This is a genomic window from Shimia sp. W99 (assembly GCF_053851455.3).
The window spans coordinates 926,759-939,656 of record NZ_JBSQBU020000001.1 but is presented as its reverse complement, the minus strand read 5'-3'; the positions used below and the strand labels follow the sequence as shown (position 1 = coordinate 939,656).

13 protein-coding genes are annotated in these 12,898 nt (G+C 59.8%); 11 read left to right on the top strand and 2 right to left on the bottom strand.

The window, feature by feature from the left end; genetic code table 11:
• The first annotated feature begins 83 nt into the window (after nt 1-83).
• From ACS3QZ_RS04565 to ACS3QZ_RS04555, 3 genes are read left to right on the top strand one after another with little or no spacing between them, the layout of a single operon-like run.
• Entirely contained in the window at nt 84-1,187 is a 1,104-nt protein-coding gene (locus ACS3QZ_RS04565) for a PQQ-dependent sugar dehydrogenase (RefSeq protein ID WP_456036769.1), read from the top strand.
• Between the two features lie 45 nt (nt 1,188-1,232).
• The gene (locus tag ACS3QZ_RS04560) at nt 1,233-1,658 is read left to right on the top strand and encodes a hypothetical protein (RefSeq protein ID WP_456036768.1); all 426 of its coding nucleotides are present in this window, start codon (nt 1,233-1,235) and stop codon (nt 1,656-1,658) included.
• A gap of 35 nt (nt 1,659-1,693) precedes the next feature.
• A complete protein-coding gene (locus ACS3QZ_RS04555; RefSeq protein WP_456036767.1) occupies nt 1,694-2,110 on the top strand; it encodes a hypothetical protein in 417 nt (138 codons plus the stop codon).
• On the opposite strand, the gene ACS3QZ_RS04550 is transcribed toward ACS3QZ_RS04555, so the two are convergent.
• A complete protein-coding gene (locus ACS3QZ_RS04550; protein WP_456036766.1) occupies nt 2,111-3,112 on the bottom strand; it encodes a GlxA family transcriptional regulator in 1,002 nt (333 codons plus the stop codon).
• A 171-nt stretch (nt 3,113-3,283) separates the two neighbouring features.
• Here ACS3QZ_RS04550 and ACS3QZ_RS04545 point away from each other — a divergent pair, with 171 nt between their 5' ends.
• Entirely contained in the window at nt 3,284-4,651 is a 1,368-nt protein-coding gene (locus ACS3QZ_RS04545) for a class II 3-deoxy-7-phosphoheptulonate synthase (protein ID WP_456036765.1), read from the top strand.
• A gap of 99 nt (nt 4,652-4,750) precedes the next feature.
• Here ACS3QZ_RS04545 and ACS3QZ_RS04540 read toward each other — a convergent pair whose 3' ends face one another.
• A complete protein-coding gene (locus ACS3QZ_RS04540) occupies nt 4,751-5,389 on the bottom strand; it encodes a PAS domain-containing protein (protein WP_456036764.1) in 639 nt (212 codons plus the stop codon).
• Between the two features lie 217 nt (nt 5,390-5,606).
• Here ACS3QZ_RS04540 and ACS3QZ_RS04535 point away from each other — a divergent pair, with 217 nt between their 5' ends.
• From ACS3QZ_RS04535 to pstA, 7 genes are all read left to right on the top strand, one after another.
• Nucleotides 5,607-6,497, top strand: coding sequence for a YicC/YloC family endoribonuclease (locus ACS3QZ_RS04535; protein ID WP_456036763.1), 891 nt, complete (start codon nt 5,607-5,609; stop codon nt 6,495-6,497).
• 4 nt (nt 6,498-6,501) lie between these two features.
• A complete protein-coding gene (gene gmk / locus ACS3QZ_RS04530) occupies nt 6,502-7,143 on the top strand; it encodes a guanylate kinase (protein ID WP_093094205.1) in 642 nt (213 codons plus the stop codon).
• Entirely contained in the window at nt 7,143-7,664 is a 522-nt protein-coding gene (locus tag ACS3QZ_RS04525; protein WP_456036762.1) for a gamma carbonic anhydrase family protein, read from the top strand. Before gmk ends, ACS3QZ_RS04525 begins: the two co-directional genes overlap by 1 nt.
• A gap of 113 nt (nt 7,665-7,777) precedes the next feature.
• Nucleotides 7,778-8,833, top strand: coding sequence for an ATP-binding protein (locus ACS3QZ_RS04520; protein WP_456036761.1), 1,056 nt, complete (start codon nt 7,778-7,780; stop codon nt 8,831-8,833).
• Between the two features lie 128 nt (nt 8,834-8,961).
• Entirely contained in the window at nt 8,962-10,014 is a 1,053-nt protein-coding gene (locus ACS3QZ_RS04515) for a substrate-binding domain-containing protein (protein ID WP_456036760.1), read from the top strand.
• A gap of 66 nt (nt 10,015-10,080) precedes the next feature.
• A complete protein-coding gene (gene pstC / locus ACS3QZ_RS04510) occupies nt 10,081-11,553 on the top strand; it encodes a phosphate ABC transporter permease subunit PstC (protein ID WP_456036759.1) in 1,473 nt (490 codons plus the stop codon).
• Nucleotides 11,550-12,893, top strand: a complete 1,344-nt coding sequence (gene pstA / locus ACS3QZ_RS04505) for a phosphate ABC transporter permease PstA (RefSeq protein WP_456036758.1) — start codon at nt 11,550-11,552, stop codon at nt 12,891-12,893. Before pstC ends, pstA begins: the two co-directional genes overlap by 4 nt.
• The last annotated feature ends 5 nt before the right edge of the window (nt 12,894-12,898 follow it).

Here is a 12,898-nt window from a genome sequence, read left to right as displayed (position 1 = left end):
CCATAATTTGATCACCTGAACGACACCGGTTCCTGCTGGGCTATGGTATGGTTAAACCCTGATGTTATAGCCGGAGAAACCCCATGTTGCTGCGTGCCTTTACTGCTCTCTTTCTGCTTGCCTTGGCGTCATTGGTGCAGGCGCAATCCATTGAAACCTCGGTGGGTGCGCTACGGGTAGAGACCATGGCGAAGGATCTCAAAACACCCTGGGGGTTTGCCTTTCTGCCCGATGGTAGCACGCTGATCACCGAGCGCGGAGGCAGCATGAAACGCCTGATGCCGGACGGGCGGCTCGCGCAAGTTTCCGGCGTGCCCAAGGTGCATGCGCGGGGGCAGGGCGGGTTGCTGGATGTGCTCGTTCCCCGTGATTTCTCGCAAACGCGGCATGTCTTTCTGAGCTACGCCAGGAAACAGAATGGCGGTTCCGGCACCGCCGTCGCCCGTGCGCGCCTCTCTGAGGACGGGCACCGCCTGACGGATTTGACCGTCATTTTCGAAATGACCCCGGGCAGCAGTGGCGGGCGCCATTTTGGCAGCCGGATTGTCGAAGCGTGGGATGGAACCCTGTTTGTCACCATTGGGGAGCGGGGCGATCGCCCCTCGGCACAGGACCTGTCGCGCCACAATGGCAGCATTATCCGCATCACCAAATCGGGCGCGGTTCCTGCGGACAATCCATTTACGGCTACGGCGGGCGCGCGGCCTGAAATCTGGTCCTACGGGCACCGCAACCCGCAAGGCGCTGCGCTGGATGCGCAGGGGCGGCTTTGGGCCGTGGAACATGGCGCCAAGGGCGGAGACGAGATCAATCGCATTCGCAAAGGGGCCAATTACGGCTGGCCAGTCATCGCTTATGGGCGCCATTACTCCGGTGGCGCGATTGGCGAAGGCACCGCCAAGCCGGGCATGGAACAGCCTGCATTTTACTGGGACCCGTCGATTGCGCCATCGGGCATGGTCATTTACTCGGGCAAGCTCTGGCCCGAATGGCGCGGCCATATTCTTGTTGGAAGTCTCAAATTCGACCATATCGTGCGCCTGTCAGGGACCCCTCTGAAACAGCGTGAAACGATCCGATCCGCCCGCACCAAGCGTGTGCGGGACATTCGCGAAGCTCCGGATGGAACCTTGTGGTTCCTGTCCGAAGACCAAGGCGCACTTTACCGCATGAGCCCGGGCGGCTAACCTCTTTTCAGAACATCCCTTTCACCCTCACCCGTAGGAATTTCCATGCTTCGAATATTGGCTCTGGCCCTTTCCCTGTCCGTTTGTTTGACGACCCCGAGCGCGGCACAAACCAACCAGCGCACGTTGTTCAATGAAAGCGTGGCCGAGTTCAACAATCTGATCATGGCCGGGAAGCTGGGAACCGCGCTGTCGCATGTCCGGTCCGAGCTTGAGATGGACGAGGCCGAAATCGCAGCGGTCAATGAAAAGTTGCAAAGCTTGTATGAAGGGGATTTTGTAGGTCACGCCACGGTGCGTTCCGAAACGCTCAAAGGTGGGTTCCGTCAGGAAATGATAGGTTACTGGACGGAAAAGGGCGAGTATTTCTATGTCTATTTCCTGCTGCACACCCGTGAAACTGGTGGCAACCGGGATGTGCTCGAATTTCGTTATGGAACCGATTTCAACGAACTACACGCCCTGTTCTGATCATTCTGTCCGTTTGGCGACGGAAAGGAGCGCCCATGTCCAGTTCCCATCTCGCCCTGGCCTGTGCTTTGCTTGCGCCGCTGGCTGTGCAGGCCCAGGAATCGGTGTTCACCGACTATGACGACTATGCCCGTTACGTCGACGCGCGCGTCATGAACCGTGATTTCATTCCCCTGATCAAACGGCTGGGTGGGAGCAGCAAATATACCGAGCCCGAAATCGTCGCGATCAACAATCAGCTGATGAACGCAATGCGGCATGATTTCACCGATGCGGCAGTGATCAAGGATGTCGACCTTGGCAACGGGTTCCGGCAAGAAGCGCGCGTCTATTGGCATGACCGGTTGGGCTATACCTATTTCTACGCCTTTCTACACGACCGCGGCGACAGCCTCGTGGTGCTGCGCTTTGATCTCAATACAAATTCGAACACGATTTTCGAGAAGTTCTGATCAGATGGACAGCCGCGCAGCGTGGCTGCCGCGCTCGCGATAAGGCGTGGTGTCGTAATGTGCGCGATAGCATTTCGAAAAATGACTGGGCGAGGCAAAGCCACAGGCCAGCGCCACGTTGATCACGCTCATATCGGTCTGCATCAACAGGTTGCGCGCCTTTTGCAGGCGCAATTCCATGTAATACCGCTTGGGTGAGCGGTTCAGGTAGCGCCGGAACAGACGCTCCAACTGACGCGTGGACAGTCCGACTTCCTTGGCCAGCAACGAGGGGCTGATCGGTTCCTCGATATTGGTTTCCATCATCTGGATGACCATGCTCAGCTTGGGGTGACGCACCCCGATGCGGGTCGGCACGCTCAGGCGCTGACTGTCCTGATCGGTACGAATCGAACTGTAGATCTGTTGATCTGCCACCCAGTTGGCCACGTCTTCGCCAAGGTCGTCGGCGATGATCTGCAGGAAAAGGTCGATGGAGGATGTGCCCCCGGCGGTGGTCAGTCGATTTCCGTCGATCGCGAAGACTGCCTTGGACAAGAAGACCTCTTCGAACTCTTCAGCAAAACTGTCCTGGTTTTCCCAGTAAATCGTCGCCTTCTTGCCATCCAGCAAACCAGCCTTGGCCATTATGTAGCCGGCCGTGCACAAACCCGCGATCCGCGACCCTTTACGCGCTTCGCGCCGAAGCCAATTCAGCAGTTTCTTGGTCGCGGCTTTCTGGATGTCGATCCCGCCACACAGCACGATCGCGTCGTCCCGATGCAATTCCTCAAGATCACCGTCAAGCTTGAACGTGGTCCGTGTCGAACAGCTGATCGTATCGCCGCCTTCACCGACCAGTTTCCACTTATAGTAATCCCGCCCAAGATTGCGGTTGGCCAGACGCAGGCAATCCAGCGCCGAGGCAAAGGACAACAGCGTGAAATCCTGAAGAAGGACGAATACGAAACGCCGGGTTCCGGTCTGCGAAGATACGTCTGGGCGGGGTGCCTTGAGGGCCATGGCTGCCTATCCTGAGTCCCCGTCTTTGACGGTCTGCTTGTGGTCTTCTAATGGACATCGACTTTAGCGCCAAACACACAGGGCGCGTCAAGGGCGCATATTTCAACTGTGGCGCTTGCTCAAGAGCTTTTGTATAAGGCGGGCTCAACCTGTCCAACCGGAGTAAAGACAATGGCAGAATGGCAAAAATCTGACTGGCGCAACAAGCCGCGCGTTCAGATGCCTGACTATACGGATACCGAGGCCCTGCACGCCGTCGAGGCGCAGCTCGCAAGCTATCCGCCGCTGGTCTTTGCCGGAGAAGCGCGGTCGCTCAAGGCGAAACTGGGGGCCGCATCTCGCGGTGAAGCCTTTATGCTGCAGGGCGGCGACTGTGCCGAAAGTTTTGAACAGTTCTCGGCCGACGCGATCCGTGACACGTTCAAGGTGATGCTGCAGATGGCAATGGTGCTGACCTATGGCGCCAAGGTGCCTGTGGTAAAGGTCGGCCGCATGGCCGGCCAGTTCGCCAAGCCGCGCTCGGCGCCGACCGAGGTGGTCGATGGCGTCGAATTGCCCAGCTATCGCGGTGACATCATCAACGAGTTGGATTTCACCCCCGAGGCCCGCATTCCCGATCCCAAGAAGATGCTGCAGGCCTATACGCAGGCCGCTGCAACACTGAACCTGTTGCGGGCATTCTCGACCGGGGGCTATGCCGATGTGCACCAAGTCCACGCCTGGACGTTGGGGTTCACCGAAAGCGAAAGGGCCGCGGATTACCGCGACATGGCCAACCGCATCAGCGACACGCTTGATTTCATGCGCGCCGCCGGGGTGAGCAGCAGCACATCAAGCGCGCTGCGCACGGTGGATTTCTATACCAGCCACGAGTCGCTTCTCCTGGAATATGAAGAGGCGCTGACCCGCCTCGATTCGACGTCCGGGAAATGGTTGGCCGGATCGGGCCACATGATCTGGATCGGCGACCGTACCCGCCAGCCGGATGGCGCCCATGTCGAGTTCGCGCGCGGCGTTCTGAATCCGGTTGGTCTCAAATGCGGTCCCACCACTACGGCTGATGACCTCAAGGTGCTGATGGAGAAGCTCAACCCGGAGAACGAAGCCGGGCGTCTGACGCTGATTGCGCGTTTCGGCGCCGGGTCCGTGGGCGAACACCTGCCGCGCCTGATCAAGGCGGTTCAGGAAGAGGGCGCCAATGTTCTGTGGACGTGCGACCCGATGCACGGGAATACGATCAAGTCGGCCACAGGCTACAAGACCCGCCCGTTCGACAGCGTGCTGCGCGAAGTGCGCGAGTTCTTTGGTGTTCACAAGGCCGAAGGCACCGTGCCGGGCGGGGTGCATTTCGAGATGACCGGTCAGGACGTCACCGAATGCACCGGGGGCGTGCGAGCCGTGACTGAAGAGAACCTGTCGGACCGTTACCACACCGCGTGCGATCCGCGTCTCAATGCGTCGCAATCGCTCGAACTGGCCTTCCTTGTTGCCGAGGAATTGTCCAATCTGCGGGAAACCCGCGCGGCCGAAGCGGTCTGATCCGGGCTGCAAGAAGCTGTTAAAAAAAGAAAAAGGCGGGGTGCCATGTCCAGTGGGCCCCGCCTTTCCTTTGGTCGAATGGGTTCTCCAATTCGTCCGTCAACTCTTTTCCACCACCAGCCGGAGATGCGCGTGCCGTGTCGGCACGGTGTTTGCAGTGATGTATTCGGCCTGCGGTGCGCGCGACGTGATCCGGTGTTTGTCCTCACCCCCGTCGATCCTGCGCAGGAAACTGCCCTGGAGGTGGAAACTGCGCGGCGCCCGCCCCGAGCGCCCGTCATGCACCAGCACACCCAGAACCCGTGTCACGGTGCCGTCATCACCACGCAGCGGCAACAACAACATTTGCGCATCCAGCGCCGGTTTGCCAAAGCTGCCGTCGGCGCGTAAATGCAGATTGGCCGTGGCCGGTCCGGAAAACACATCCTCAAGTGTCCGGCGAAACGCCTCTCGCGTGTCCGATGAAACCAGTGCGGAAACCGGCATGCCCTGCATTTCCATACCCATCACGTCGGTCAGCGTCTGTCCCGCAACGCGGATGCGCGCCATACCCGGCGCAATCCGCTCCAGAATGAAAGCATGTTTGAGCGCGCGTTGAATGCCTCGCGGATCGATATCGGCGCGATAAGGCACCTTGTTGTCGTTCCGCAAAGCTTCCCAATAGGCGCTGACCTCGCTCAGAACCGGATGGTTGCGCAAATCCGTTACGTTCGATTTCCTGCCACGCAAAAACGCCATTTCTCTCACCCCAGGCCAATGATGACGGCCCCGGAACCACACCTCAACTCACGGTGCTTAACCTTTGGCCCATCTTTCTTACCACTTCGTTAATATGGCCAATTTTCTCCAAAATGGGATAAAAACCGCTGCGAATGGTTAACTGCCCTTGCGGACTGGTTGCTCCGGACAGGCGAATGGCATTAGGTGCAACCAAGGAAAACGCAAGGAGACAGGTGTGCTGCAATCAATGACGGGCTTTGCTGCGCTCAAGGGCAGCCTTGGTGCCCATAGCTGGACTTGGGATATCCGCTCCGTGAACGCCAAGGGGCTGGATTTGCGCCTGCGGATGCCGGACTGGATCGAAGGTTTGGAGCCTGCGGTGCGCGGCGCGCTTGGCAAGTCCATGGCGCGCGGCTCGGTCAGCCTTGGTCTGCGGGTGCAGCGCGAGGAATCAGAAGGCACGCTGACGCTCAACCGGGTGCAGCTGTCCAACGTGCTTGCGGCCTTGCACGAGGCCGAAACGCTGGCCGCCGAACAAGGCATTGCGCTGTCCGCGTCGCGCAGCGCCGATATTCTCAACGTGCGCGGTGTTCTGGAAACGACCACCGACCAGGACGACAGCAAACCCCTGCGCGAGGCGCTGATGGCCCAGTTGCCAGACCTGATCGAAGCGTTTCTTGACATGCGCCGCACCGAAGGGACGGCGCTGGAAACGGTGTTGCGCAGCCAACTTGATGAGATTGAACGCCTGACCGCAGACGCCACCGCAGCTGCCGAAGCCCGCCGCGCGGAAACCGCCCAAACCCTTCGAACCAACCTCGCGCGGGTTTTGGAAAACACCGATGGCATTGACGAGGCCCGCGTGGCCCAGGAACTGGCGATGATCGCGGTCAAGGCCGACGTCACCGAGGAACTCGACCGCTTGCGCGCCCATGTCGACGCGGCCCGCGAGCTGATCGCCAAGGGCAGCCCGGTCGGACGCAAGCTCGATTTCCTCATGCAGGAATTCAACCGCGAGGCCAACACGCTCTGTTCCAAGGCCCAATCCGTCGCGCTGACCCGGATCGGGCTGGATCTCAAGACGGTAATCGACCAGATGCGCGAACAGGTTCAAAACGTGGAATAATGACATGACCCCAAGACGCGGCCTTCTCATCATCCTGTCTTCTCCTTCCGGGGCTGGCAAATCGACGCTCTCCAAACGCCTGCGCGCGTGGGACCCGACCATCCGGTTTTCGGTTTCGGCCACGACCCGCAAGCCCCGCCCAGGCGAGGTCGACGGGCAGGACTACCACTTCATGTCCGAGGAGCATTTCAAACGCGACGTGGCCGCCGGGGACATGCTGGAACATGCCCATGTCTTCGGGAATTTCTACGGCTCGCCCAAGGGCCCGGTGAAACAGGCCATCGACGCCGGTCAGGACCTTCTGTTCGATATCGACTGGCAGGGCGCGCAACAGGTGCGTAACTCGGATCTGGGGCAGCATACCCTGTCGATCTTCCTGCTGCCGCCCTCGATCACCGAATTGCACCGCCGTTTGGTCAGCCGTGGACAGGACAGCGACGAGGTGATCGCCAAGCGGATGCAGAAAAGCTGGGACGAGATCAGCCACTGGGGTAGCTATGACCACGTGCTGATCAACGATGACCTGGACGCCACCGAGCGCGATCTGATTTCCATTGTCACCGCCACCCGCCTGCGCCGCATCCAGCAACCCGCGCTGGTCGATCATGTGCGCAAGCTTCAGGCCGAATTCGAGGAGATGCAATAATGCCGATTTATGAACTGGACGGGCTGCGCCCCACAATTGCCGAAACCGCCTGGATTGCACCGGATGCCAACATTATCGGCAATGTCGTGATCGAAGAGGGGGCCTCGGTCTGGTTCGGGTGCACGCTGCGTGGCGACAACGAGAAAATCGTGATCGGCAAGGGTACGAACGTGCAGGAAAACACCGTCATGCACACCGATCTCGGCTTTCCGCTGTTGATCGGCGAAAACTGCACGATCGGGCACAAGGTCATGCTACACGGCTGTACGATTGCCGACAATTCGCTGATCGGCATGGGAGCCACTGTTCTGAACGGCGCTCGGATCGCTACGAACTGCCTGATCGGGGCAGGGGCGCTAGTGACCGAGGGCAAGGAAATTCCCGAGGCATCGCTTGTTATGGGCGCGCCGGGCAAGGTTGTGCGTACTCTGGATGAGAAGGCGCTCACGGGGCTGGAATTTTCGGCGCTGCACTACCAGGACAATGCGCGTCGCTTCAAAATGGGATTGAAGGAAGTGTGATCCGCGCGAAGAGGCGACGGTAACAGTCTGAAAAAATGGCAATATCCACCCGTCATCAAACTGTTACATGAACACTGTTGTGTCAGTCCGTCGATTCGCTCGTTGCAACCCTGATGGAAAACACGCTGATGGCCGAACACTTTGACCCGTCTTACCTTGAAGCGATTCCGCTGCCCGCGATTTTCGTGGATCAGGACGCACGGGTTGCTGGGGCCAATGAACGGGCGGTGTCGCTGCAGCCCCAGGCGCGCAAGGACTTGCCCTTCATCCTGGTTTTTCGCCAACCGGCGCTGAACACCGCCGTGGAAACCTGCCTCAAAACTCGGTCGCGTCAACGGGCTGTCTACTTCCACAACGAAGGACCTCAGGAACACCGTTTTGACGTCACCTGTGCACCGGTGCAGGGCACGTTCGGGCGCGGTGCGGTGATCTGCTTTCGCGATGTGACCGAGCTGCGCCAGCTTGACCAGATGCGCCGCGATTTTGTCGCCAATGTCAGTCATGAACTGCGCACACCGCTGACCGCGATCCTTGGCTTCATCGAGACCCTGCAGGGGCCCGCGCGCAACGATCCTCAAGCGCAAGAGCGTTTCCTAAGCACCATGGCCGCCGAAGCAAGCCGTATGAACCGGCTCGTCGGAGACCTGTTGTCGCTCAGCAAGGTCGAGGAAGTCTCGCGCATGCGCCCCACGGATGCGGTGAACCTTGGGGATCTGGTGCGTTCCGTCGTGCGCAACCTGATGCCGCTGGCGACGGATGCCGGCTCGACGATTGATTTTATTGCGCCGGGCGGGGCGATGATCGTGCCGGGTGATTCCGATCAGCTTGTGCAGGTGGTGACGAACCTGATCGAGAACGCACTGAAGTATGGCGGGCAGGGTACTCATGTCACGATTCGGCTGGACGAAGTTGAAAGGGACCGTAGCCTGCGCGGCCCGGCCATCTGTCTTTCCGTCAAGGATGACGGCTCGGGAATCGACCCGGTGCACATTCCGCGACTGACCGAACGATTCTATCGCATCGATTCCCACCGCTCGCGGGAAATGGGTGGCACGGGCCTTGGCCTTGCGATCGTAAAACACATCATCAACCGTCATCGCGGTCGCATGACCATCGAAAGCGCGCTCGGAGAGGGCAGCACTTTCCGGGTTTTTCTTCCAAAACTCTGAGTTTTTTTGCCCCCGGCGGCAAGCGTCATAAAACCGTTACGTTCGTGTCACAAAAGCTTTGCCAGCGCGTCCTAATTCACGCTCCGAGACTGATCTTCTGACAGTCAGAGACAAATGGAGTTATTTACATGTCCGTCAAACTGACCGCATCCGCCCTGGCCATCGCCGCCGTCGCCGCCACCTCCGCCGCCGCGCGTGATCAGGTTCAGGTGGCCGGGTCGTCGACCGTTCTGCCTTATGCGTCGATCGTTGCCGAAGCCTTTGGTGAAAACTTTGACTTCCCGACCCCGGTAGTTGAATCGGGCGGGTCCTCGGCAGGTCTCAAGCGCTTCTGCGAAGGTGTGGGTGAAAACACCATCGACGTGGCCAACGCCTCGCGCAAGATCAAGGACAAGGAAATCAAGGCCTGCGCCGAAAACGGCGTTACCGACATCATCGAAGTGCGCATCGGCTATGACGGCATCGTCTTTGCCAGCGACATCAACGGCAACGGCTTCGAATTCACCCCGACGGATTGGTTCCTGGCCCTGTCGGACAAGGTCATGGTTGACGGCGCGCTGGTCGACAACCCGAACAAGACCTGGGCCGACGTGAACGCCAACTTCCCCGCTCAGCCGATCCAGGCATTTGTCCCCGGCACCAAGCACGGCACCCGCGAAGTGTTCGAAGACAAGGTGATCCTGGCGGGCTGCGAAGCCACCGGCGCGTTCGAACACCTGCTGGCCCATGCCGAAGGCGACACCGACAAAGCCAAGAAAAAAGCAGCCGAGAAAGCCTGTATCTCGCTGCGCACCGATGGCGTGTCGGTCGACATCGACGGTGACTACACCGAAACGCTGGCCCGCATCGAAAGCAACAAAGACGGCATCGGCGTCTTTGGTCTGGCCTTCTACGAGAACAACACCGACAAGCTGCAGGTTGCGACCATGTCTGGCATCGTTCCCTCCACCGAGTCGATCGCAACCGGCGAATACCCGGTGTCGCGCCCGCTCTATTTCTACGTCAAGAAAGCCCATATCGGCGTGATCCCCGGCCTGAAAGAATACGCGGAATTCTTCATCGCCGACGAGATCGCAGGCCCCGACGGCCCGCTGGCCGAATACGGTCTGGTTTCGGATCCCGAGCTGGCCGACACCCAGTCCGCCGTAGCGGACGAAGCCATCATGGGCTCGAACATGTAACCGACCTTTCGGGCGGCGCATCCACCTGCGCCGCCCGTTCCCTTCCAAACGCATAGGCTTTCCTCCATGCCTGTTTCCTGGCTTGTCCTGATCATCCTCGCCCTTGCCGTGGCGGGGTATTTTGTTGGACGCTCCCGCGCGCTGAGCTCTGTTCAGGGTGACGGGCGCAACCTGCATTCGCTGCCCGTCTATTATGGCGCCAATGTCGCGATCAGCGTTCTTGTGCCCGCCCTTGGGGTTCTGGTGCTCTGGTTGCTGGCCCAGCCGATGCTGATCGAACGCTCGGTATCCGGCCTGTTACCTGCCGAGTTGATCCCCGAAGGCTCGAACCTGAACTTGGTCATGGCCGATGTGCGCCGCGTGGCTGATGGATTGGACGCGGCGGTTGTGCAGGGCGCGCTCTCCAATCAGGACGCCAATGGGCTGCGCGTCGAGGAAACGGATATCCGGGCGCTACTTGGTGACGTCGGTGTGGCGCTGGGGCAGGAGGTTCGCCCCGAAGTGCTGAACGCCGCACAGAGCTATCGCAGCCTTTCGCATACCGGCAATCTGGCCATGACCGTCGTGGTGATCACGCTCGGGCTGATCGGGTTTGTCCTGTCGGTGCGTAATAGCCACGGGGCCTACCGCGCCCGCAACGTGGTCGAACGCGCGGTTCTGATCCTCTTGATGTCAGCGGCCTCGCTGGCAATCCTGACCACCGTTGGCATTGTTCTGTCGATGCTGTTTGAATCGATCAACTTCTTCCGCCTGCACTCCGCCGCCGACTTCTTCTTCGGCGATACATGGGCGCCCAACTTCCGGGGCGACTCGGATCTGTCGATCCTGCCACTCTTGTGGGGCACGCTCTATATCTCGTTCATCGCGCTTCTGGTGGCCGTGCCCGTGGGCCTCTTTGCCGCGATCTATCTGTCGGAATATGCCGGCCCCAAAACCCGCGCCATTGCCAAGCCGCTCCTGGAAATCCTCGCCGGTATCCCGACCATCGTTTACGGTCTTTTTGCGCTGCTGACCGTTGGGCCCATGCTGGTCAACCTGTTTGGCCAGAACGGTGCATTGGGCGTTGACTGGATGTCGGGTGCGACCTCGGTGCTGACCGCCGGGGCGGTGATGGGCATCATGCTCATTCCCTTTGTCAGCTCGCTTTCTGACGACATCATCAATGCCGTACCGCAATCCATGCGTGACGGCTCGCTGGGCCTTGGCGCAACGCCGTCCGAGACCATCCGCCAGGTTGTGATCCCCGCCGCCCTGCCGGGCATCGTCGGTGCCATCCTGCTCGCAGCCAGCCGCGCCATTGGTGAGACCATGATCGTGGTCATGGGGGCAGGGGCCATTGCCAAGTTCTCGCTCAACCCATTTGAGTCGATGACCACCATCACCACCCGGATCGTCAGTCAGCTGACCGGCGACGGCGATTTCGCCAGCCCCGAAACCCTCGTGGCCTTTGCCCTGGGCCTGACCCTCTTTGTCCTGACCCTAGGCCTCAACGTGCTCGCGCTCTTCATCGTGCGCAAATACCGGGAGCAATACGAATGAGTGACGCCTCCATGCCCACCGCCAAGACCCACGGCTCAATTCATGAACAGGACGTCCGCACCAAACGCCGCAATGCAGCCGAAGTCCGGTTCAAAGCCTATGGCGTTGTCGCCATTGGCATTGGCCTGCTGATGCTGATCGCGCTGGTTTACACGATCCTGTCCAAGGGCGTCGGCGCGTTTCAACAAAGCTTTATCACGATGCAAGTCGAACTTCTGGAAAGCAAACTCGACAAGACCGGCGAACGCGACATCGAAAAGATCAAGAAGGTCACGACCTTCGGCTATGCGCCGCTGATCAAGACGGCCTTTGAAAAGACCACTGCGGCCAACGGCATCGACACCGCGCTCAAGTCCAAGGACATGGCCGGGATGCTCTCGAAATCGGCAGCGGCCCAACTTCGCGACTACGTGATTGCCAATCCCGAGAAGATCGGGGAAACCATCGAGTTCCGCTTCCTCGCCAACAGCCGCATCGACGGCTATCTCAAGGGGCGCGTGACCCGTGACAGCATCGCCAACGACAAGAACGTCACCCCGGCGCAGCTAGATTTCGCCGATCAGCTTGTCGACGCGGGCGTGCTGAAAAAGACCTTCAACATAGACTTCATCATCGGTGCTGACGCTTCTGACCAACGCCCCGAAGCGGCTGGTATGGGCGTGGCGATGATGGGGTCGTTGTTCATGATGCTCGTTGTCCTCGCGCTCGCGCTCCCGATTGGTGTCGCGGCGTCGATCTATCTCGAGGAGTTTGCGCCCAAGAACTGGATCACAGACATCATCGAAGTGAATATCTCGAACCTCGCCGCCGTGCCGTCGATCGTGTTTGGTATCCTTGGCCTTGCGGTGTTCATCAACTACATGCACCTGCCGCAATCCGCACCGCTTGTGGGCGGGCTGGTGCTGACGCTGATGACCCTGCCGACCATCATCATCTCGACGCGCGCGTCGCTGAAATCGGTTCCGCCCTCGATCCGCGACGCGGCACTTGGGGTAGGGGCCTCGAAAATGCAATCCGTGTTCCACCATGTTCTGCCGCTGGCTGCGCCCGGTATCCTGACCGGAACCATCATCGGTCTGGCACAGGCGCTTGGTGAAACAGCGCCATTGCTGCTCATCGGCATGATCGGCTTTATCGCCTCCAACATGCCCGAGACCATCGGCGAAGGGCTGTTGTCGCCCAACTCGGCCATGCCCGCCCAGATCTATGAATGGGCGAAACGCGCCGACCCGGCCTTTTACGAACGGGCCTGGGGCGGGATCATCATCCTCTTGATCTTCCTGATCTCGATGAACACTCTTGCAGTCATCCTGCGCCGGCGGTTCGAGCGCCGCTGGTAAGCAAA

Coding starts and splice junctions, on each gene's coding strand:
- ACS3QZ_RS04565 (WP_456036769.1), top strand. CDS start 84: ATGTTGCTGCGTGCCTTTACTGCTCTCTTTCTGCTTGCCTTGGCGTCA.
- ACS3QZ_RS04560 (WP_456036768.1), top strand. CDS start 1,233: ATGCTTCGAATATTGGCTCTGGCCCTTTCCCTGTCCGTTTGTTTGACG.
- ACS3QZ_RS04555 (WP_456036767.1), top strand. CDS start 1,694: ATGTCCAGTTCCCATCTCGCCCTGGCCTGTGCTTTGCTTGCGCCGCTG.
- ACS3QZ_RS04550 (WP_456036766.1), bottom strand. CDS start 3,112: ATGGCCCTCAAGGCACCCCGCCCAGACGTATCTTCGCAGACCGGAACC.
- ACS3QZ_RS04545 (WP_456036765.1), top strand. CDS start 3,284: ATGGCAGAATGGCAAAAATCTGACTGGCGCAACAAGCCGCGCGTTCAG.
- ACS3QZ_RS04540 (WP_456036764.1), bottom strand. CDS start 5,389: ATGGCGTTTTTGCGTGGCAGGAAATCGAACGTAACGGATTTGCGCAAC.
- gmk (WP_093094205.1), top strand. CDS start 6,502: ATGACCCCAAGACGCGGCCTTCTCATCATCCTGTCTTCTCCTTCCGGG.
- ACS3QZ_RS04525 (WP_456036762.1), top strand. CDS start 7,143: ATGCCGATTTATGAACTGGACGGGCTGCGCCCCACAATTGCCGAAACC.
- ACS3QZ_RS04520 (WP_456036761.1), top strand. CDS start 7,778: ATGGAAAACACGCTGATGGCCGAACACTTTGACCCGTCTTACCTTGAA.
- ACS3QZ_RS04515 (WP_456036760.1), top strand. CDS start 8,962: ATGTCCGTCAAACTGACCGCATCCGCCCTGGCCATCGCCGCCGTCGCC.
- pstC (WP_456036759.1), top strand. CDS start 10,081: ATGCCTGTTTCCTGGCTTGTCCTGATCATCCTCGCCCTTGCCGTGGCG.
- pstA (WP_456036758.1), top strand. CDS start 11,550: ATGAGTGACGCCTCCATGCCCACCGCCAAGACCCACGGCTCAATTCAT.